Annotated in this window: 24 protein-coding genes and 1 pseudogene; 21 read left to right on the top strand and 4 right to left on the bottom strand. The window is 40.3% G+C overall.

Going from position 1 to position 19,843, the window contains the following annotated elements; translation table 11 throughout:
- Positions 1-1,207, top strand: a 1,207-nt coding sequence (locus ACKPQ4_RS05320) for an Ig-like domain-containing protein (RefSeq protein ID WP_407680166.1), incomplete at its 5' end; no start/stop codon positions are given.
- 20 nt (positions 1,208-1,227) lie between these two features.
- Here the strand turns inward: ACKPQ4_RS05320 and dxs are convergent.
- Together dxs and xseB are read right to left on the bottom strand one after the other, a co-directional pair.
- Positions 1,228-3,138, bottom strand: coding sequence for a 1-deoxy-D-xylulose-5-phosphate synthase (gene dxs / locus ACKPQ4_RS05315; protein WP_407680165.1), 1,911 nt, complete (start codon positions 3,136-3,138; stop codon positions 1,228-1,230).
- A complete protein-coding gene (gene xseB / locus ACKPQ4_RS05310; protein WP_407680164.1) occupies positions 3,119-3,358 on the bottom strand; it encodes an exodeoxyribonuclease VII small subunit in 240 nt (79 codons plus the stop codon). The genes dxs and xseB overlap by 20 nt, the downstream gene beginning before the upstream one ends.
- Positions 3,359-3,457: 99 nt before the next feature.
- Here xseB and ACKPQ4_RS05305 point away from each other — a divergent pair, with 99 nt between their 5' ends.
- Positions 3,458-4,723 carry a M48 family metallopeptidase gene (locus ACKPQ4_RS05305; RefSeq protein WP_407680163.1) on the top strand — a complete coding sequence of 422 codons (1,266 nt, stop codon included), beginning with the start codon at positions 3,458-3,460 and terminating at the stop codon, positions 4,721-4,723.
- An 8-nt stretch (positions 4,724-4,731) separates the two neighbouring features.
- Here ACKPQ4_RS05305 and ACKPQ4_RS05300 read toward each other — a convergent pair whose 3' ends face one another.
- The gene (locus ACKPQ4_RS05300) at positions 4,732-5,205 is read right to left on the bottom strand and encodes a VanZ family protein (protein WP_407680162.1); all 474 of its coding nucleotides are present in this window, start codon (positions 5,203-5,205) and stop codon (positions 4,732-4,734) included.
- Positions 5,206-5,385: 180 nt separating this feature from the next.
- Between ACKPQ4_RS05300 and ACKPQ4_RS05295 the strand changes: the two genes are divergently transcribed.
- Positions 5,386-5,835, top strand: coding sequence for a hypothetical protein (locus ACKPQ4_RS05295; protein WP_407680161.1), 450 nt, complete (start codon positions 5,386-5,388; stop codon positions 5,833-5,835).
- Positions 5,798-6,253: a toxin-antitoxin system YwqK family antitoxin gene (locus ACKPQ4_RS05290; RefSeq protein WP_407680160.1), complete on the top strand. Its 456-nt coding sequence runs from the start codon at positions 5,798-5,800 to the stop codon at positions 6,251-6,253. The genes ACKPQ4_RS05295 and ACKPQ4_RS05290 overlap by 38 nt, the downstream gene beginning before the upstream one ends.
- Here the strand turns inward: ACKPQ4_RS05290 and ACKPQ4_RS05285 are convergent, their stop codons facing one another.
- The gene (locus ACKPQ4_RS05285; RefSeq protein ID WP_407680159.1) at positions 6,254-7,771 is read right to left on the bottom strand and encodes a two-component system sensor histidine kinase NtrB; all 1,518 of its coding nucleotides are present in this window, start codon (positions 7,769-7,771) and stop codon (positions 6,254-6,256) included.
- A 108-nt stretch (positions 7,772-7,879) separates the two neighbouring features.
- On the opposite strand from ACKPQ4_RS05285, the gene flgB reads away from it, so the two are divergent.
- The 17 genes and pseudogenes from flgB to ACKPQ4_RS05200 form a co-directional block, all read left to right on the top strand.
- Entirely contained in the window at positions 7,880-8,290 is a 411-nt protein-coding gene (flgB, locus tag ACKPQ4_RS05280) for a flagellar basal body rod protein FlgB (protein WP_407680158.1), read from the top strand.
- A gap of 12 nt (positions 8,291-8,302) precedes the next feature.
- Complete coding sequence (gene flgC / locus ACKPQ4_RS05275) at positions 8,303-8,737, top strand: flagellar basal body rod protein FlgC (RefSeq protein WP_407680157.1); 435 nt, start codon at positions 8,303-8,305, stop codon at positions 8,735-8,737.
- A 12-nt stretch (positions 8,738-8,749) separates the two neighbouring features.
- Positions 8,750-9,151: a flagellar hook-basal body complex protein FliE gene (gene fliE / locus ACKPQ4_RS05270; RefSeq protein WP_407680156.1), complete on the top strand. Its 402-nt coding sequence runs from the start codon at positions 8,750-8,752 to the stop codon at positions 9,149-9,151.
- A 15-nt stretch (positions 9,152-9,166) separates the two neighbouring features.
- On the top strand, positions 9,167-10,726 hold the full coding sequence (gene fliF, locus ACKPQ4_RS05265) for a flagellar basal-body MS-ring/collar protein FliF (RefSeq protein ID WP_407680155.1): 1,560 nt from the start codon (positions 9,167-9,169) through the stop codon (positions 10,724-10,726).
- Between the two features lie 24 nt (positions 10,727-10,750).
- The gene (gene fliG / locus ACKPQ4_RS05260; RefSeq protein ID WP_407680154.1) at positions 10,751-11,797 is read left to right on the top strand and encodes a flagellar motor switch protein FliG; all 1,047 of its coding nucleotides are present in this window, start codon (positions 10,751-10,753) and stop codon (positions 11,795-11,797) included.
- Entirely contained in the window at positions 11,784-12,470 is a 687-nt protein-coding gene (locus ACKPQ4_RS05255; RefSeq protein ID WP_407680153.1) for a FliH/SctL family protein, read from the top strand. Before fliG ends, ACKPQ4_RS05255 begins: the two co-directional genes overlap by 14 nt.
- Positions 12,463-13,785, top strand: a complete 1,323-nt coding sequence (locus ACKPQ4_RS05250) for a FliI/YscN family ATPase (protein WP_407680152.1) — start codon at positions 12,463-12,465, stop codon at positions 13,783-13,785. Before ACKPQ4_RS05255 ends, ACKPQ4_RS05250 begins: the two co-directional genes overlap by 8 nt.
- A complete protein-coding gene (gene fliJ / locus ACKPQ4_RS05245; protein ID WP_407680151.1) occupies positions 13,782-14,240 on the top strand; it encodes a flagellar export protein FliJ in 459 nt (152 codons plus the stop codon). Before ACKPQ4_RS05250 ends, fliJ begins: the two co-directional genes overlap by 4 nt.
- Positions 14,241-14,243: 3 nt before the next feature.
- Entirely contained in the window at positions 14,244-14,885 is a 642-nt protein-coding gene (locus ACKPQ4_RS05240) for a hypothetical protein (protein ID WP_407680150.1), read from the top strand.
- Positions 14,886-14,891: 6 nt separating this feature from the next.
- The gene (locus ACKPQ4_RS05235) at positions 14,892-15,842 is read left to right on the top strand and encodes a hypothetical protein (protein WP_407680149.1); all 951 of its coding nucleotides are present in this window, start codon (positions 14,892-14,894) and stop codon (positions 15,840-15,842) included.
- On the top strand, positions 15,839-16,330 hold the full coding sequence (locus tag ACKPQ4_RS05230; protein WP_407680148.1) for a flagellar hook capping FlgD N-terminal domain-containing protein: 492 nt from the start codon (positions 15,839-15,841) through the stop codon (positions 16,328-16,330). Before ACKPQ4_RS05235 ends, ACKPQ4_RS05230 begins: the two co-directional genes overlap by 4 nt.
- Positions 16,331-16,362: 32 nt before the next feature.
- Positions 16,363-17,217 (top strand): flagellar hook-basal body protein, encoded by an 855-nt coding sequence (locus ACKPQ4_RS05225; protein WP_407680147.1) that lies wholly within the window; start codon positions 16,363-16,365, stop codon positions 17,215-17,217.
- Between the two features lie 20 nt (positions 17,218-17,237).
- Positions 17,238-17,771: a flagellar basal body-associated FliL family protein gene (locus ACKPQ4_RS05220; protein ID WP_407680146.1), complete on the top strand. Its 534-nt coding sequence runs from the start codon at positions 17,238-17,240 to the stop codon at positions 17,769-17,771.
- A 16-nt stretch (positions 17,772-17,787) separates the two neighbouring features.
- A complete protein-coding gene (locus ACKPQ4_RS05215; protein WP_407680145.1) occupies positions 17,788-18,807 on the top strand; it encodes a flagellar motor switch protein FliM in 1,020 nt (339 codons plus the stop codon).
- Complete coding sequence (fliN, locus tag ACKPQ4_RS05210; protein WP_407680144.1) at positions 18,800-19,048, top strand: flagellar motor switch protein FliN; 249 nt, start codon at positions 18,800-18,802, stop codon at positions 19,046-19,048. The genes ACKPQ4_RS05215 and fliN overlap by 8 nt, the downstream gene beginning before the upstream one ends.
- Positions 19,049-19,126: 78 nt before the next feature.
- Entirely contained in the window at positions 19,127-19,417 is a 291-nt protein-coding gene (locus ACKPQ4_RS05205; protein ID WP_407680143.1) for a flagellar biosynthetic protein FliO, read from the top strand.
- A 12-nt stretch (positions 19,418-19,429) separates the two neighbouring features.
- Positions 19,430-19,843: pseudogene (locus ACKPQ4_RS05200) on the top strand (flagellar type III secretion system pore protein FliP); the annotation flags it as partial.

Here is a 19,843-nt window from a genome sequence, read left to right as displayed (position 1 = left end):
ATCTGCCACTGATAATGAATCTGAAGCCAATGAACTAACTTGGTTTGTGAGTGATCCTGAGAATGGGCATACCGAGTATCACCAAAATGGAAATCAATTAAGTTTTAGTTATTCTCCCGATTCTAATTACTCCGGTTTAGATTATTTTTCGATAGTAGTCAGAGATGACGGAGGTGCACAAAATTCACTTTCCCAACAGGTAACGATCCCAGTTTCGATTAATGTAACGCAGCTAGATGATGCTCCATTCTTTGCTTCTTCACCGCCTACAGATTCCAATCTCCCTGATGTAATTAGCTGGAATGATGAGGAAGACTATATATATGAAATTGTGGTCGTTGATTCGGATTGGCCTTGGCAAGGTTACCCCGAGATTCAACTCCGATCATCCCTCCCAATATGGGCAAAATGGAATGATCTCGGGCAAGGGCGTGCTTTATTATCTGGGGCTCCTAAATGGTTTGATGAGGGAAATTACAGCTTTTCGATTGAGGCTTTCAGTGGAGAAGATCTAATCCGTCAAGACTTCACTCTTGTAATTAGAGTAGACGATTATCCACCTAGAATTAAGAATTCGCTTGGTAAAGATATAAACAACGCTGTTCAAGTATTCATTGTTGAAGATGACCATCGTGGAGAAGTCAATGATGCAGTTCTTGGTTTAAGAGCTTTTAATCCTGACAAGGAACCAGGTGACAGTTTGGGTTGGCGTATTCTTTTGCAGCCATCAAGTGGTGCAATTATATCAAATTTAGATTCTATTGAAGAAGGTGAATTTACAATGATTTCAACTTTTGATTATTTCCCGCCGTTACATTTTAACGGTATCGATAGATTTGTTTTGGTTGCTGATGAGGGAGATCGTTTTACCTATGTTCCTTTTGAAGTGCACGTGAAATCAGTACAGGATCCTCCCGTATTTACTTCTAATTCTCCTTTTGAGATTACTTCTTCTTCAGGTAAGTACTTTGAAAAGCAAATAAATGCTTATGATCCGGATAAGCAATTAATTAATTACAAACTACTTTATCCCTCAGGGGATACAAAGTGGTTACAAATAAAGTCTCAAACAAATGATAGCAATGGATCAACAGTTACAATCGGTGGAGTTGTTCCATGGGAAAGTAGTAGCGGGTCTTACACTTTGATCGCATCGGATCCATCTGGAAGGTTTTCGTTACTCAATATCCAACTGGTTGATGACTGAAATTTAAAGGAAAGTTCGGTTTAAGTCCTTTCAACCAATTTGGCTGAGCTTATTTCAGGTGAAAGATGGGATAAAACTTTATTTAAAATTCCTTGAAAATCTAATCCGCAAAGTCTTCGGAGTACATCTACATCGGTTCCATGCGGAATGAACTTGTCGGGCCAACCTAAACGTGAAACCGGAGTTTGAATATTAGAATCTTGAAGGAACTCGACTACTGCAGATCCAAACCCTCCCGCTAACACATTATCTTCAAGTGTTATAATCCTGTCGTGAGTCAATGCATGTTTCTTCAATAATTTTTCATCTAAAGGTTTAATGAAGCGACCATTGACCACGGTAATATCAATACCGTATATAGAGTTCAGGTGGTGGTGTATTTGTTCTGCAACAGACACAAAATCTCCAAGAGCCCAAATGGCGATATGCTCACCTTCCCTTAGGCAGGCAGCTTTTCCCAGAGACAAGGGAAATGCAGTGGTCGTATAATTAATTTTGGCACCAGTTCCCTTTGGATATCTGATGAAAGTTGGTGATTTGGAATTCACTCCTAATTCGATCATCGGAAGAAGTTCGTCTGTACTTACCGGCTGCATTATAACTCCATTTGGTATGCACCTAAGATAAGACAAATCAAATAATCCATGATGAGTCGGACCGTCGTTAGGCGATAAACCGGCACGGTCCAGGCAAAAAGTAACAGGTAAATTTTGCAAACAGACATCATGAATGATTTGATCGTAAGCTCTTTGAAGAAACGTTGAGTATATTGCACAAACAGGTCGCATTCCTTTGGTGGCCATACCTGCAGCCATAAGAACTGCATGTTCTTCAGCAATACCCACATCAAAAAAACGATCAGGGAAAGCATTGCTCATAGAACTTAGACCTGTGCCACTAGGCATAGCCGCAGTGATTCCAACAACTTTATCATTATGTTTCGCAATCTTAACTAACGAATCACCAAAAGCATCTTGGAACTTTTCTGGAGCTCCATTCGAATTTTTCGAAGTATCTGTGCTGCGTGGATTGAAGGGTGGGGCACCATGCCACTTCTCAGGTTCATGGATAGCTGCAGGAAAGCCTTTTCCTTTTTGAGTTAGTAAATGCAGTACGATCGGCTCGTCTGATTGCTTGGCGAATTCGAAAAAATGAACAAGTGATGTAACATCGTGCCCATCAATAGGGCCCAGGTACCGAAGGCCTAATTTTTCGAAAATGCTAGATGGAGCAAGCAATTCTTTGGTGTCCCGTTTGGCTTTTGATATGAATTTTATGAGGGAATCTCCTCCAGGGAATTGAGTAAGGAAATTTTCAGCCTCTTTGTGAAACTTCGAATAGATCGGATTGGTTATTAGTTCGTTAAAGTATTTTGAAAAAGCCCCGACATTTTTCGCGATTGACCATTTATTGTCGTTGAGGATGAGAATGAATTTTTTGGTTGTTGAAGCTATATTGTTTAATGCCTCTAGGGTAACACCGCATGTAAAGGCTGCATCTCCAGCTACTGCCACTACATGGTTTGACTCACCGGATAAGTCGCGTGCTGCACACATTCCAAGTGCGGCTGATAGGGCAGTACCAGCGTGCCCAGCACCAAAAGAATCGTGAACACTTTCATCCCTGGAAAGAAAGCCACTGTACCCTTGAGATTGTCTTAGATCATCAAATTTAGGGTCGTTTCTTCCGGTCAATAGTTTGTGAACATATCCTTGGTGAGAGACATCCCAAACGAAGGAGTCATTGGGAGAATCAAATGCAAGGTGCAAGGCAACGGTTAGTTCAACAACTCCCAAGTTTGGTCCAACATGTCCGCCATTTTCAGAGGTAACGGAAATAATCTTATCTCTTATTTCCTGGCAAAGTGTAGAGAGTTCATCTTTCCCGAGTTTTCGTAAGTCTTTTGGGCCTTTAATTTTGTCGAGAATCATTTTGCTTGTCGCTTAGTATATCAGTGGTTGCCTCCTTGATTTTGAACTCTGCGTCATCTAGCTTTTTGCGGCAAATGCTTAAAAGTTGAATCCCTTTTTGGTAGTTTCCAACAAGTGAATCGAGATTAAGATTACTGTTCTCCATATTGGATACAATTTCATCCAGTTTTTGGATGGCTTGTTCAAAGTTAATTTCGCCTGATGGTTTTGTCGAATTCACGATGTAGGTTTATTATGCCTTTAATTTGATTTGTAGCAAACTAAGAAAGTAGACATCGATAGGTGGACAGAATTTATTTTGTCTGTAAAGTAAGCGGTAATGACATTTCTACAAATTTTACTTACTGTGCTTCTTTGTACCAGGTATTTGTTCGAACGTATCTTAGCTTTTTCTAATGTGACAACCGTTAAGGCCAACCTCGAGAAATTACCTGATGAGGTTAATGGCTATATGGTCGAAAAAGACTGGCGGAAATGCTCAGAATATACTTTAGCCAAATCAAGTTTTTCTGCCTTTGAGGATTTGTTTTCATTATGCCTTTCCTTTTTCATTTTATTTGTTGCTCTTCCTTGGGTCTTTCTCAACTGGCCGACTAGTAAAGATAGTCCTATCTGGGAAATATCTTTGCTGGTATCAAGTATGGTCCTAGTACTTCAACTTCCAGGGTTCGTTTTTGACTGGTTCCGCCAATTTAGCTTGGAACAGAAATTTGGTTTCAATAACCAAACACAAAACCTATGGATTATGGATAAGATTAAAGAAACTATATTATCTTTTGTGTTTCTTGGTTTAATGATTGGAGTATTGGTGTTTTTTTACAGAGAATTTTCAGCATTTTCTCCCAACTATTGGTGGTTTTGGTCATTTGGAGGTGTGTTTTTTCTTCAACTGGTATTGATGGTTTTATGGCCAAGGTTTATTCTACCTCTGTTTAATACCTTAACTCCGTTAAATGATGATGGCTTAAGTGAAAAATTGCACAACCTAGCAAATAAAACTGGCTTTAAGGCAAAGGAAATACAAGTCATTGATGGGAGCAAAAGGTCGGGTCATTCCAATGCTTTTTTTACGGGTTTTGGAAGATTCCGTAAGATAGTCCTTTACGATACGCTGTTAGAACAAATGAATGAAAGTGAAATTGAAGCGGTTGTGGCACATGAGATCGGTCATTATCGCCTAGGTCATATCCCTAAGCGATTGGCTCTTTCATTGATTTTTGGGTGGGGGTTCTTTTACTTACTGCACATTCTTCTGAGTTCAGATTGGTTAATCACTCAACTAAACCTTTCTGACGAACTTGCTGGGGCATTTGCACCAGTGTTTTTAATCGCTTTATTTTTTGGAGGTTGTTTTTCGTATTGGTTAAACCCTTTATCTAATATGCTATCTCGTAAACATGAATTTGAGGCAGATAAGTTTGCTGGTGAAGCAATTGGCGGTGCAAGTGCTTTAAAATCTGCTCTTCGGAAATTGTGTACTAAAAACCTTAGCTATCCTTTGCCTCATCCTTGGTTGTCCTACTTTCATCACTCACACCCAAGCTTACCCGAGCGAGAACTGAATCTTTCTCAAGTTAATAAGTGATTACATGCTTAGGTTTTTGATTTATTCAATTTCTGACTTCTTCGCTTAAAAAAATAAGAATGAATGAGTATGCTGGATATTACTCCTGCCAAGTTCATTATTACATCTGCTGTAGAAGGAAAACGACGAGGAATGAAAAATTGGCTAAATTCATTTAAAATTGCAAAGGAGATACAGATCAAAATGCTTTTAACTAAATCCTTAGACCGATAGTTGTTCCTCCTCAAAAACCATGTCCATAACCAAGCGAATACGAAAAAAAGGGGGAAATGACTCAAGTCTTGTAACCAAAATGGGTAATTAAAAAGTTCTTCTGAAATATAAAGTAAGAAATCGTGTGCTGAAATTTCTTTCAAAGTTTCAGGCTTAGGGAATCCAGTCAATGTTTGTATGATTAAAGTGTAACCTAGGGGGATAAAGACCCAAAGGGCCGAATTATTAGGTGCCACTAACCAATTAAACTTTTTAGGTGGAATAGGCATCTACAATGAAAAAACTTACTTAACTCTTTGACTTGAAAATATTTCTTAATCATTAAATACACTTTTATGCCGATCTACGAATTTTATTCTCCAGATAATCACAAAATTTATTCTTTCTATTCTCGCACAATAAAAAACTCTGATGTTTTTCCATTATGCCCTGATGGTGAAAAATTAAAAATGCGAAAAATGGTGAGTGCTTTTTCTGTAACAGGAAATGGGGGGGACGGGGATGAAGTTAATGATGATTCTGAAGTTGATCCGTTTTCTAAACTGAGTGATGCCCAATCTTCTAGCGCTATGAAAGAAATGGAGAATGCGATTTCGGGCATGGATGAAGAAAATCCAGATCCTCGCCAAATGGGTTCACTGATGCGTAAAATGTGTGAAATGACAGGTGAAAAAATGGATGGCGTAATGGAGGAGGTTGTTAGGAAATTAGAAGAAGGTGCCAATCCTGAAGAATTGGAGGACAGTTTAGGTAGTGCAATGGAAGATGCTGATGGAGATCAAGATGGGGTCGAATCCTCAATGGACGGTACTTTTAAAAAGGATAAACCCAGCAGGCACCTGGCTCGAGATCCCAAACTTTATGAGTTTGAAGATTACTTATCTCCTTCCAAAAGCTAAAGCTGTGAAGCTCTTTCAATGGTTATGTCTTTTTATCATATTAGGGTGTGGAGACGGTCAATTAGCTAGGAATAACGACTTTAATGGAACAGAATCCGACTTTGTGGAAAGTTTTCAATTTACTGAATCGGTAAGTTCAGAATTGGACACACCTACTTTGCTAGTTGATCGTAGTTCTGGTAAAGCTTACACTGGAAATGTCGATCGAGTTGGTGAACACCAGTCAACTAGCCAAAAATATTTAAATGGACTGCTCAACGGTAAAAGCATTAAGAAATCTCCCGATGGTTCTTGGGTAGAAGCACAATACCTAGAAGGTAAGCTGCATGGACCGATGAGATTTTACGATCCGTATGGTATTATAAGAACCGAAATGTTTTATGAAAAGGGCAAGTTAGTTCCGGTGACTCCTCTTTGATTATTGATCATCTCTTCTTGGATCAAGGGGGAGATAAAAGAAAAAAGATGTGCCTTTGCCCGGTTTTGAATTAAATCCAATCGTTCCTTTGTGGTCTTCGACAAAAAGTTTGCAGTTGTAAAGGCCGAAGCCTGAGCCAGCATTCGAGTCTTTGGTTGTAAAAAATGGATCAAATATTTTATCTGAAATATCAAGTTGAATTCCGGGCCCATTATCAGAAATGATAACTTCTGCCCCGTCTTTTAACACTTTGGTTTGTTGACCTCGGTGGTTTTCAGTTAGTAAATCGCCCCGTGAAACTTTTCTTAAAGTAATTTTAATTTTACCTCTTTTAGCTATTACATCGCGGGCATTAATTACTAAGTTTAAGATTACTTGCCTAAATCCAGTCTCTTCGATGTAGGCCAACATTGGTTCTTTAGAGAACTTTGTAATGATTTTTGCACTTGGAGGTATTAGAATGCCAACAAGGTCCATTTGATCACTTAAAAGGGTTTTTAGGTCATGGAGAGAACGAGTGGCAGGTTTGTCCCGATGCAGGTCTATAATACGACGAACTAGCTTTTGAGCCTGTAAGGCACTTTTTTTAATCTGTCCCATCCCGTTTGCCATAGGGTCATCCTTTTTCATCATTGAATAGTAAAGTTCACTGATAGAAAAAATACCTGCCATGAGGTTACTAAAGTCATGGACGAGACCATTTGTTAAGGTTGCCAATCCCTCTCTCCATACTGAATTGGTCAGCCTATGCTCGGCAATCGCTTGTCTCGTTATGTCAATAAATACCCCATCAAAGCCTAATGTTTTATTTGTTGCTGTTATGATGGGAGTTCGAACATCCAAAAGGTAGATGATTTTGTCTGCTGGTGGAATCCGAATTCTGTAGCTTAAACTAAATGTTCCATTGATTTTTTCGTGAGAAGTTAACTCTCTTTGAAAGTGAGCTCGATCTTGTTCGACAATTTTTTCAAGAAAGAGTCCACCATTCCTATACATTTCCTTATAGTCTAAGGGGAATAGTTTTTGTACTCCTCTTGAAAGATAGCTAAAGGTCATGTCTGGTCGTTGTGTAAAAAAGATACCAGGGAAGTTGCTTACATAGTCAGAAAGGCGGCTTTCAGCTTTTTGGAGTCGAATGAGCGTATTTGCCAACGCCCTTGGGTCTTTCATTAAATCTCCCAGGAACGCTTTTCTGAGTGATTCGTGAGGAGCTAGGGATGTTGAGATAGCAAGTACACCTAAAGTCTCATACCTGCAATAAACTAAGCTTAAGCCAATAGATGATTCACCTTCAGTAGAAGAGATCGGCAAAAATTTTTCGAACGAATTTAGGTGGAAATTTTGATCAATCACAAGACTCCAACTCGGATCTATGCTTGTAATAAGTTCGTAAAAATTTCGACTTAGAAGATTCTCATTAGACTCTCCAATCCATGCGGCAAAGGATTCTGCGGATTGGATGATACATCCTTTGTCATCCAAGGCGACTTGGCTAATTTCAAAATTGGGAATTTTCAAGTTGTCTAAAAATTTATAGCCCCGCTTGCAGGAAAAAGGCAATCTTCGTTCTTCTCCTGTCACATTAAGTCAAAATATCCCCTGGAAATTAAGCCTCTATTTGGCGCGATGATTGCATTGTATTCGCCGATGACTGCCATTCTTGACAACCTTTACAGCCAAGAAAACTACCTTGTTTCAAAAAAACTGCTGGATGCTACTCACCTCAGGCATGAGGCTTTGTCCAACAATTTGGCCAATGTGGAAACTCCAGGCTTCAAAAGAAGAGATCTTCCAAAGGATTTTTCTGTCGAATTAAGAAGGGCAGTAGATCGTAAAGATTTTCGTCGAGTCAAGGGGTTGAACCCTCGAAGTGTTGAGGATCGTCAAGCTAAACCGGTTCGCATGGATGGAAATACAGTTCAACTAGACGAGGAGATGCTCGCGATGAACCGGAATGCACTGAATTATGAGTATTTATCCAACTCAGTTGGTGGAACATTGAAGGAATTAAACTTAGCCATTAAGGGTAGAATCTAAGACTATATGACAATGAATCTTATACCAGGGGTCGAATCAACGGGCAGTGCATTGTCAGCAGAAAAAATTCGTCTCGAAGTTATTGCCCAAAACATCGCAAATTCCAATACTACTCAAGATGCGTCAGGAAAGGTTTACCAGCGCAAGGAAGTTGCTTTTGAAGAGTTTATAAAAACCCCTGATCGTCGCACACCGGGTTATGTGGATGAGAACCTTTATCAGGGAGTTCGTGTGGTCGATGTTTACGATGATCAAACGCCCGGGAGAATGATTTTTAATCCTGGACATCCCCATGCAAACAAAGACGGGATGGTTGAAATGCCTAATGTTGATGTTTCTAGAGAAATGATTGACCTTATAAGTGCTTCTCGAGCTTACGAAGCCAACCTTTCTGTTGTTAAAACCTCCCGTCGCATGGCTCAGCAAGCCTTGGCGATCGGAAGATAAATTTTTCTTATTATGGACGCAGTATCATCTCTACCATCGCTTAACGATTTGCTTAGGCAAAACCCTAATCTCAATCCGCAAAAGTTTTCCAACAAAATTGGATCCGAACAGCATTCGTTATCCGGTATTTCGCAAACCGGTCGAATATCTGCTCCAATTATAGATAAAACAACACCTACTGATCGGGTTACTGCACCTGGTTTTTCGGAAATGTTTGAAAAATTCGTTCGTGGTGTGGATCACAAAAAGAAAGTTTCCGCTAAAGAAACTCAAGATCTTATACTTGGAAAATCAGACAATATTCATGAAGCTGTGGTGAAGTCAGAAGAATCGAAGGTAGCATTTAATTTAATGATAGAGGTCAGGAACAAACTTGTTGATTCGTACAAAGAACTCATGCGCATGCAGGTTTAGAATTTGTAATATTTTATGAAAGAAAGATTAAACAGATTAGGGGAAATTTGGAACGCTCTCTCTACCTCTCAAAAGTTTTCGATGACTGGAGCTTTTGTGGGTGTCCTCGTTGTTAGTGCGGCGATTCTGTCTTTTTCTGGTGGAAGTAAAGATCTAAGACCTTTAGTAAGCGGAGCAGATGCTGCTGATTTAGGAGAAGTAACCGAAGTTCTAAAAGCCAATCAAATTGAGTTTGAGTACGGTTCTGGTGGCGATTCTATCTTGGTCACTGCAGACAAACTGGCTGCTGCACGGATGGAACTGGCGATGAAAGGGTTACCTAAGAGTGGCGATGTCGGGTACGAAATTTTTGATGAAGGTAATTTTGGGATTAGTGATTTTGTTCAGCGTACTAATCACACCCGAGCCATTCAAGGTGAGCTGGCCCGAACTATTTCCATGATGGATGCAATTAGGTCTGCTAAAGTTTTTGTGGTTAAGCCCGAAAATAATTTATTGCTAAGCGAGGATCCTAACGATCGTCCAAGTGCGTCTGTTTATGTTGATACTGGAGGTAACACCTTGGATAAAAGCAATGTGAATGCCATTCAATTTTTAGTAGCACGTTCAGTCAAAGGTATCAATAAATCCAATGTAGCAGTTCTTGATAATCAAGGAAATCTGCTTTCAGATGAAGGAGAGGTTGAGGGGGCTGCGGGAGTGGTTGGTCAAATGATGAAAGCATACCAAGCACAAGAACGCAGACTTGAAGAGAAAATTGAAACGATGCTTGCCCGCATTGTTGGCAAAAATAACGTGGTTGCACGAGTCTCTGTAAACCTTAATACCAAATCCTCGACCCTCTTAGATGAACAATTTGACCCAGAAGGGCAGGTTCCAAGAACACAAACTTCTGACAAGGACTCGGCTACAACCGTTGAAACTAAGCCTCAAAACAGAGGTGCGGGAATGGGTGCCAATGTGCCTAATGTTAGTCAAGACGCAACTGAACAAGAACCTCTCATGGCTCAAAGCGATGAAAAGCGTGAAAGTAAGACCACTGACTTTGAGATTAGTCGTACGCTTCGGGAAGAAGTCCAAGAACCGGGTTCTATTGTTGGGCGAAGTGCTGCCGTTCTTATTGCCAAAGGTGAGTCTCCAAGAACTACCCAAGAAATTGACGGTATTCGCGATGCCGTTGTGAATGCAATTGGGGCGCGTTTCGACCAGTCCGATCTCAGTACTCATGTTACTGTTCACGAGGTTGAGTTTTTGCCTGCTTTTGTTGGTCCTGCGGGGGAAACTCTGAACCAATTTCAACAAATACTTGATACCTATGGTCCGCATTTGAAAAACCTTCTTGGTGTGGTGCTAGCGATAGCTATCTTTATAGTCTTCTTGAGAATGCTCAAGAAGTTCAAGCCAAGTGATGCCGAGGTTCAGGTTCTCAATGAAGATGACCAACAACTACTCTCGGGTACAAGAAGTTTGGGTAGTGGCTTAACACCGGAGCTTCTTAATGATTTGATCCAAGAAAAGCCTGACAATGTAGGTACTGCTTTGAAAAGATACTTAGAGACGGGTACAACTCGGTAATTTTTATTCGATCTTGCGTTTAGTATGGACGAATTAGAGGAAGAAGAAGAGAGCGTTTCCGAACGCTATTCCAGGTTGTCTAGGCATGAGAAGCTAGCGCTCCTCATGATTGCTTTAGGTCCTGATGCGTCCTCCACTCTACTAAAGCGTTTTGAACAAAAGGATGCGGATAGTATTTGTAAAAAAATTGCAGATTTTCCATTGGTTAATCAAGAGATGAAGGATTGTGTGTTGGATGAGTTTTCGGAAATCATTGAATCCAGTGTGAATTCAAACTTAGGAGGGTTATCGTTTGCAAAGAAAACCCTTGAACTTGCACACGGAGATTTTAAGGCGAATAACATTTTGAACCGCATTTCTCCAGTTCGAGACACTCTCGAGTTTATGGAGGATATAAAGGAGATGGATCCTGGTCAGATTTACAATGTTTTGCGCTTAGAACAACCTCAGACAATTGCATTTATTTTATCCAATTTAGACGCTGATAAAGGGTCTGAAGTACTAATGATGATGCCGCCTAATGTTCAAGAACAAGTTGTTGAAAGGGTGGGGAGCATGGAAACAACGCCACTTGCCCAAGTTGAGCTTGTTGCCAGTACGCTTGGTGCGAGAATTGGTCAAAAAGGCCAGTCTCCACGGGTTGTCTCTGGTGGAGTCAAGGCAGCTGCTGATCTATTGAACTGGTTTGATAAGGAACAAAGCAAGGAACTTTTGAAAAGTATTGAGAAAAGGAACCCCAAACTTGGTGGTTCAATTCGTCAGAGAATGTTCCGTTTCGAAGATATTGTACGACTTAGTCCAGGTGATATTTCCAAAGTTACCAAGGAGGTCGATCAAGATGATTTGGTCATTGCTATGAAAAATGCTTCTCCTGAGCTTAAAAAAGCAGTTTATGCGACCATGTCCAAGCGAGCGGTTGAAGCCTTGGAAGAACAACTTGGATTCCTCGGACCTAAGCGCCTTTCTGAAATTGAATCTGCTCAAGATCGTGTAATACAAATCCTCCGAGAACTCGAGGAAGACGAAGAGATTATCTTGGATACAGGAGGAAGCGACGTTGTCGTTCAATAAAAAAGTTTCTTTCCCTAATGATCTCAAGGGATTTAGTGTAAGATCAGTCTCTTCGCCGCCCGTTCCCATTGAAAAGGTTGCTGAAGAATCAGGTCAAAAATTTGAGGAAGGGAAGAAAAGTGCTACTGATTTCTACCTAGCTGAAATAAACAAACTTAGAAATGAGTTCGCTGCCAATCAGCAAAGTGTTCTGGAAAACCTTAACAAAAAAACTGATCACACCCTTGATCAATTAAATGAAAACCTTCCCGGTTTGGTTATGGAAATTATTGAAAAAATAATTCCAGGTATTGAATTGGGTGCAAATGATGTTGAGAGAATTGTCCGTTCTTTAATCGGCGAATTTGCGGATGAAGAAGAAAACCTTGAAGTGTTTCTTTGTCCCGAAGATCTAAAACTGCTCAAAGCCATGGGCAAACAGATAAATCATCAAGAAGTCGACGATAATAATGCTTCGCAAAATGAGGATGGTTTTGCGAGTGCGATTGCGGGGATTTTTGATAATTTGGACGGAGAAGACGCAATTTTCGCAGATCTTCCAAGAGTAAAATTTTTTGAGGATGCATCCTTATCCAAAGGAGATTGCCAAGTTAAGAGTAAGTTTGGCCTTTTGGACGGAAGAATCGCCACCAAGATGAGAAAGGTAAGAGAGGAGCTGACTGGAAATGGTTAATTCTTTGTCAGAACGATTTTCTCTTTTGCAAAATGGTGTTAGAGGTGTTCGAACCTTTGACAAAGTTGGTGTAGTTCGCCGTGTTACTGGTTTAGTAATTGAATCCGAGGGTCCGGAAACCTCAATCGGTCAAGTTTGTTCAATTACATCTGATCGGAGCACCGAGAAGATCGAAGCCCAAGTTATTGGTTTTCGTGAAAACGTTGTTCTTTTAATGGCTTTAAATAGTATCCATTTGATCCATCCTGGTTGTAAGGTGATTTCTCGCCGAAATTCGAATGAAGTGCCATTCGGACCATCTTTATTGGGTAGGATTATAGACGGGATGGGTCGGCCGATTGACGGGAAAGGCCCTTTGGTTGCTCCTTCTCGTGATGGTTTTTATGCAGACCCGCCTAACCCTTTATCTAGATCAAGAATCAAAGAGCCTTTTGCTTCTGGGATCAAGTCGATAGATTGTTTTGTCCCCATGGGAGTTGGGCAAAGAATAGGAATTTTCGCAGGAAGTGGTGTGGGAAAATCTATTCTTCTAGGCATGATTGCTAAAGGTTCAGATGCCGATGTAAATGTCATTTCACTTGTAGGGGAAAGAGGTCGTGAATTACGAGAATTTGTGGAAAGCGATTTAGGTGAAGAGGGATTAAGAAAATCCATTGTGGTTGTTTCAACTTCTGACCAACCGGCACCTATGAGAATTCGTGCATCTATTTTGGCAACCGCAATTGCTGAAGGGTTTCGAAATGAAGGTCAAAAAGTCCTTCTACTGATGGATTCCCTGACCAGGTTTGCCATGGCACAAAGAGAAATTGGGCTAGCTTCTGGAGAACCCCCGGCTTCAAGGGGCTATGTGCCATCTGTTTTTTCACTGTTGCCCAAGTTATTAGAAAGAACAGGCACGAGTGAATTAGGTGCAATTACTTCAATTTACACCGTTTTAGTTGAAGGGGACGACATGAATGAACCAGTCGCCGATGCGGTTCGCGGGTTTTTGGACGGTCATATTGTTCTTTCCCGAAAACTGGCAAATGCCAACCACTTCCCTGCAGTTGATGTCTTGAGCAGTGTTAGTCGTTTGGATCGGTCGGTTTGTAATGAAGAGGAGCTGTCTTTAATTTCCCATGCGAGAGATCTTCTGTCCACTTATCATCAAAATGAGGATATGATTAATGTTGGTGCATATGTGAAAAATAGTAACCCCAAGATAGATCTTGCTATTGATAAATTTACTGGAATCCAAGATTTCCTGCGTCAAAAGTTTGATGTTTTAGCCAAACGCGAAAATGCTTTTTCTGAATTGAGGAATGTTCTTAGATGAAGTCTTTTGTATTTAAACTAAAGGCACTTTTACGCCTCAAAGAGAATAAGAGAGGTGTGGCTCTTTCTCAATTCGCAGGCTCGATACAGGAGGTAGAAAAACTAAATACCAACTTAATAAAAGCCCGGGATAGACAAGAGTCGATTTTCCAACTTATGCAGGAAAGGCAAAAAGGGAGTTTTCGAGGTGAGCAAATTCAGTCATTGCAAAGCAGTTTAGACTTGGAGCGTGAGCGTATTTCTAAGATCGAATTGGAGCTCAAACAAGCCCAGGAAATTAAAGTTTCCAGAAGGGAAATATTCTTAAGTAAAGATTCTGAATACAAAGCCGTTCTCAAGCTCGAAGAAAAGCAAAAAGAAGCTCACTATTTCCAAGAAAATTCAAAAGAACAAAAAGAACTCGAAGACATTATCGGTGCTAGATTTCTTTTTCAAAGAATAAACCGCCAAGCCTAATTTATGAAATTCTCTGCATCTGTTATTGTCCTCCTTGCCGTCTTGATGTCCGTTGCTAGTGCCGGGCTAATGTTGTTTTTAAATTTTGACGATCTTTTTAAACTAGCTCCGGTAGTAAAAGCGGAGTTTACCAGCGTTGAGTTCGATGCAGATGATACCAGTTATTCTCCAGCAGAAACTCATTCAATGAATCAATTGTCCAAGGAATTATCTTTATTAAAAGATAAGCTTCTAGAACGAGAGAAAGACCTCGATGCCAGAGAATCCGCTCTTTCAATGGATCTTGAATCCTTGGAAAAACAGAAAAGAGAACTTAACAGGATTCAAGACGATTTGTCTTCACGACTTGCCGAGTTTGAGTCCAAAAAGGGTAAGGATCTAAGTGAGGAAAAATTAAAGGAGTACAAAGACACAGCTAATAGGTGGATCGAGATGGGACCTGAGGTAGCAAGCGTAGAAATCCAAAATTGGAGACAAAAAAGGAGGTTTGAAGAGGCTCTAGGGATTTTTGAAATGCTTAAAGCAGAGGATAAAGCTCCGATCATTGCATTTATGTTAAATAGTGATCAGGATGATTTAATCGAGTTGGCAGATGCACTAGCGATGAGAGATCGAGGGCTCCTTCCCAGCGTGAGCATGGAGTAATAGATTATGACCGAAGTTTCTTTTAATCCCAGTACCAAAGGCCCGTCCCAAGGTCATCAGGCGATGGGGTCGACTGGTTCTTTCTGGTTACCTCCCAAAATGCGTGCAGAAACTTTTAATTCTAATTTACAAAAATTTAGCACATCTTCTAATAAATTACCTCGAAAAGTTTCTGAAAAAGGGAATGGCATTCTTTCTCGTTCAGGCGCAAATAACAATTCTCCCAAAGATAATATTACAAATCCTAGATCTGTATCTAATCATGTAGGTTCCGGGTCATCTGTGAAGGCATCTAAGTTTGGAAATTTAAGTTTTCATAGTAACCAAGCGAATACACTTAAAGGGCAAAGTTTACTCTCGAATCCTTCGATGCCGTCGAAAGTGATTCCTCACCCTTACGCACATTCGAACCCTACATCGTTTAATGGTTCTCAGTCTAAGGCTTCGGGGCCTATACCCCAACAAATTTCAACCTTATCTGGTCACAATGTAGCTACAAGATTCAGTAAGATTGATGATTTAGGTTTTGGTGGCACAAAAAGTGCTACTTCTTATTCCAATCTTGATGATTCCAAATCTCATAAAAAACCAAAAAACTCATTCAATGATAATGAGCTTACGCACTCTAATCCTTTATCTCATGACGAGCTTCTTGATCGCGTTGAGGATTCGTTTGTTTCAGGTGGCATTGGTTTTTCCCACAGTAATGGAATTCTTCGTTTTGCATTTTCTCTCGACAATGGAAGTTCAGTTTCAGTCCGTATCGAGAAAGCAGCCAATGATTTCAAGATTTGTTTCATTTCCAATAACCAAGAGACTCGTGACTTCTTAGCAACCAAGCTTCTTTCTTTCTCTAATAACCTTCCAATTCCAAGCGAGCATTCTTTAAACATCCATATATTCAGTTCTTACAAAGAAATGGACCATGCCTTTTCCAATAAACAAAATTCACCATGATTGATACAATTTCCAATTCTGCTTTTTTGAATAATCAACCGAGTCTCTCGGCTAAAGATGCATCCGAGAGTAACAGTCAGTTAAAAATGGATGACTTTCTGCAATTGCTTACGAGTCAAATTACGAACCAAGACCCTTTGGAACCGATGAAAGATACCGAGTTTATCTCTCAAATGGCTAACATTGCTTCCCTTGAACAAATGCAGCAGTTCACTGACGGATTTTCAAAATTTGCAGATTCGCACGGTGAAATGCTTGCCCAAACTTATTTGGGTAATCGTGTGGAAATTCTTTCCGATAACAAGGAAGTAAACGGAATTGTGGAAGCCGTGAACCGATCCGACGACGGTACAATAGAAGTTGTTGTAAATGGAAATACCTACAACCCTTCAAACATCAAGCGTGTTGAGTTGGCCCATGATGACAGAAAACTGGAACAGGCTTTGGGCAATAACGACAATTTAGACAAAGAGCACTTATCTAAATAAGAAACTTTGTTAATTCTGATAAGTAATTTCGTATGATTCCTTCACTCCATAACGGTGTTTCCGCCCTCAAAAGTTTTTCCGAGGGATTGCAAGTTCTTAGTAACAATATAGCCAATGTTAATTCCCTTGGCTACAAATCTGCACGGGCTAACTTTACTGATAATTTTTATATTCATCAAAATAATGCAGGTCCTGCTGTAGGTGGTGAACCGCAAAATACTACAAGGAACTATGGTTCTGGTGTAAGCGTGGGATCTTTGTCCTCTAATTTTAACCAAGGTATTATTGAGAATACTGGTCTTGATTTAGACTTAGCAATACAAGGGGAAGCTTTGCCCAATGCAGGTGGCTTTTTCGAAGTCATCGACCCAGAGTCTGGTGAGGTTTTTTACACGAGAGCAGGAGCTTTTGAATCAACTGCTGAAGGTATAGTTGTAACTCGTGACCAAAATCGGTTCCAGTTAACAAATATCCAAGATCAACCACTTCTTCTTGGTCTTGAAGACGGTGAGGATTTATTAGCTCGTCGAATTGACGACGATGGAGTGGTTAGCCTCATCGTCAGTAAAGATGGGCAAGATTCGATCCGCGTAGCAGGTCAGGTAAAGATAGCCAATTTTCAAGCTCCTCAGTATTTGCAACGTACTGGGAATGGTTTTTATTCTAATGGGCAACCTGGTGAAAATTTCGCTGGATTAGTTGAAAATTCGATTCCGGGGTCGGGTTCGAATGGTAAGATTAAACAATACGCTCTTGAACTTTCTAATGTCGACCTCACGAACGAATTTGCTATGATGATAAGTCATCAAAGATCATTCCAAGCTGGATCGAGAATAGTGACAACTTCGGACGCCATCCTTACTGAAGCAGTCAATTTAAAGCGTTAACCCTTAAACCTTTATACCTAATGTGTGCAGACCAACTAGATGAGTTACCAACCAATGAAAGTGAGAAGAATTCCGGCGGCGGAAATTTGGTGCCGGCATTAATTGCAATCATACTTGCCCCAGCATTGACCGTAGCAGCTATGACTTTTGTAATTAAGATGAATAAACCTGAACAGATCGTTAAAGATCAAATTATTGAAGGTGGACAACCTTTGAATATGGAACCGTCAGGTGAGGAGAAATTTTACGAACTAAAGCAACTTATTACCAACTTGGGTGGTCCCATAAAATCTCGTTACATTAACATCGAACTTAGGATGGAAGGACTTGCTGGAGATTTTGAAAAAGTTTTGGAAATGAACGAACATCGCATCCGTGACAAGGCTCTCTCTATAATGGGTGGGTACACCTACGAAGATGCCCAGTTGGATGGGTTTCAAGAACGGGTGAGAATTGATTTAAAGAAATCATTTTCCATGGTACTTCGAAAATATCGAGATGGAGAAAGCGATTTGATCCGCCAAATCTATTTCACACAATTTGTGGTTCAATAATTAATATTTGTTTCCCATGCCTGATTCAGATAATTTTGAAGACGAAAGTTTTGATGTCGATGAACTGAGTGGCAAATCTGGTGATGAAAGGTTTGTGTTTTTGCACGATGGTACGAAGATTTCAGATTCTTCTGACTTGAAAATCAAGAACTACGATTTTACGAACCCAATTGTATTATCTGAAGCAGATCTTGCCCTTCTTAAAACTAAATCTGAACAGTTTGTCTATTACCTTTCAGGACATCTTTCGATGTTTCTGCGTACAGAATTTAACCTGGAACTAGAAGACTTAAATGCGGATCTTTACAAAAGTTTCGTTTCTTCGATTAATTCCCCCTCCTGTGTTACTCTCTTCAAATTGCAAGAACTTAATGGTGTCGGATTGCTTGATGTAAATGCCCATTTATCAGCAACTGTTGTCGATCGCATTCTAGGCGGGCGAGGATCTACCAACCCAGAAGAACGCGGACTCACAGACATCGAGAAAGCGTTGGTAGAAGATTTTAACCTCATAATTTTGGAGGAATGGTGTAAACAGTGGGACTCAATTAAGAAGCTCAATCCAGTAATAATCGGTACCGAGACAACCGGGAAATTTCTACAGACTTCCCCTCCACATGCGATGATGTTGATCCTTAGTATGGAGGCATCTTTTGGTGATGTTTCTGGTCCTCTGCGAATATCGGTTCCTTACTACACCATGGAACCCGTTCTCAGTGGGTTACTTTCCCAAACCAATACTCCAAGCAAGGTAAAGCAAACAGTCTCGCCCAAGTGGCACGAGATTTATGATCAAATTCCTGTTGATGTATCTATTGAATGGGATGCATTCGAACTTAGTGTTCGGGATTTACTCAATTTAGAAGTCGATGACGTTATCGAGTTGAATCCAGAAATTATTTCTAAAACAAAAGCCAGAATTGAAGATCGCACCTGTTTTATTGGTGAGGTCGGATTAACGGGCGATCAAGTCGCTTATCAAGTAAATGAGTGCATGTCAGAAAGTCTTAACTTAATCGGTAAATCTTATGGATAGCAAAAAAATGGACATTGTTATGGACGTAAAAGTCCAAGTTACGGTTCAGTTGGGCACCGCCCAACTGCCAATGAAAGAAATTGTAGAATTAAGTCCTGGGTCCCAGATTCAATTAAAACAGAATGCCAAAGACCCGGTCAGTTTGTTAGTTAATGGCAAACTCATCGCCCTTGGTGAGGTTGTCGTAATTGACGATCGGTTTGGACTCAAGATTACCGAAATCGTCGATTCGATATCCTAGGTATTCCTCTCTTTTTTCATCCCTCTATTTACATCTGCCTCACACTCCTGTTTAGGAAAGTGATCATTTTGTCATATTATGGGTCAACTCGAAGAATTTAGCCAAATTTTTCGTGTCATCGGATTTTTAGGTATTTTAGCTTGTTTAGCTTACCTCCTGAATCGATTCGTTTCTAGTAGTCAACTTTCGAAATCTACGAATAGTGGGAAGGGGATAAAACTCGGCGAAACGAGATCCCTTGGCAATAAACAGTTTCTTGTGGTCGCCGAATACGATTCACATAAATTTTTGCTGGGGATAAGTCCCGGTCGAATCGAACGTTTGGCGAAATTAGACCCAATAGATTCCTCCGGTGCTGACCAAATTTGAAACTAATGAGACATGTTCATTGCAACTTTTATGGGTAATTTAATTCGCTTTAAGTTTGGTTGGATTTTGTTGTCTTTTACCTTTTTGATATTCTGTAATTTTGCTGAGGCACAAACTGCAGGGACAGGTTCACCGGGTCTGAGAATTGATGTAAGTGGTGCTAACGAGGAGGGTGATTTGGGACTGGCGATTCAATTAGTAATCGCCATGACTATTTTGACGCTTGGTCCATCTGTAATTATGATGATGACCTGTTTTACCCGAATCATAATAGTACTTGGTTTTGTTCGAAATGCTATTGGTGTAAATGCAGCTCCTTCAAGTCAGATAATCATCGGTCTCGGATTATTTCTAACCTTTTTTATCATGGGTCCAATATGGAATAAAATCTATGATGATGCCGTTACACCCTACATGGAGAAGGCC

It is taken from the genome of Candidatus Chordibacter forsetii (genome assembly GCF_964187505.1).
GTDB lineage: Bacteria > Verrucomicrobiota > Verrucomicrobiia > Opitutales > Seribacteraceae > Chordibacter > Chordibacter forsetii.
Note: the sequence above shows the minus strand (reverse complement) of the source record. Positions and strands in the feature narration are given on the sequence as shown.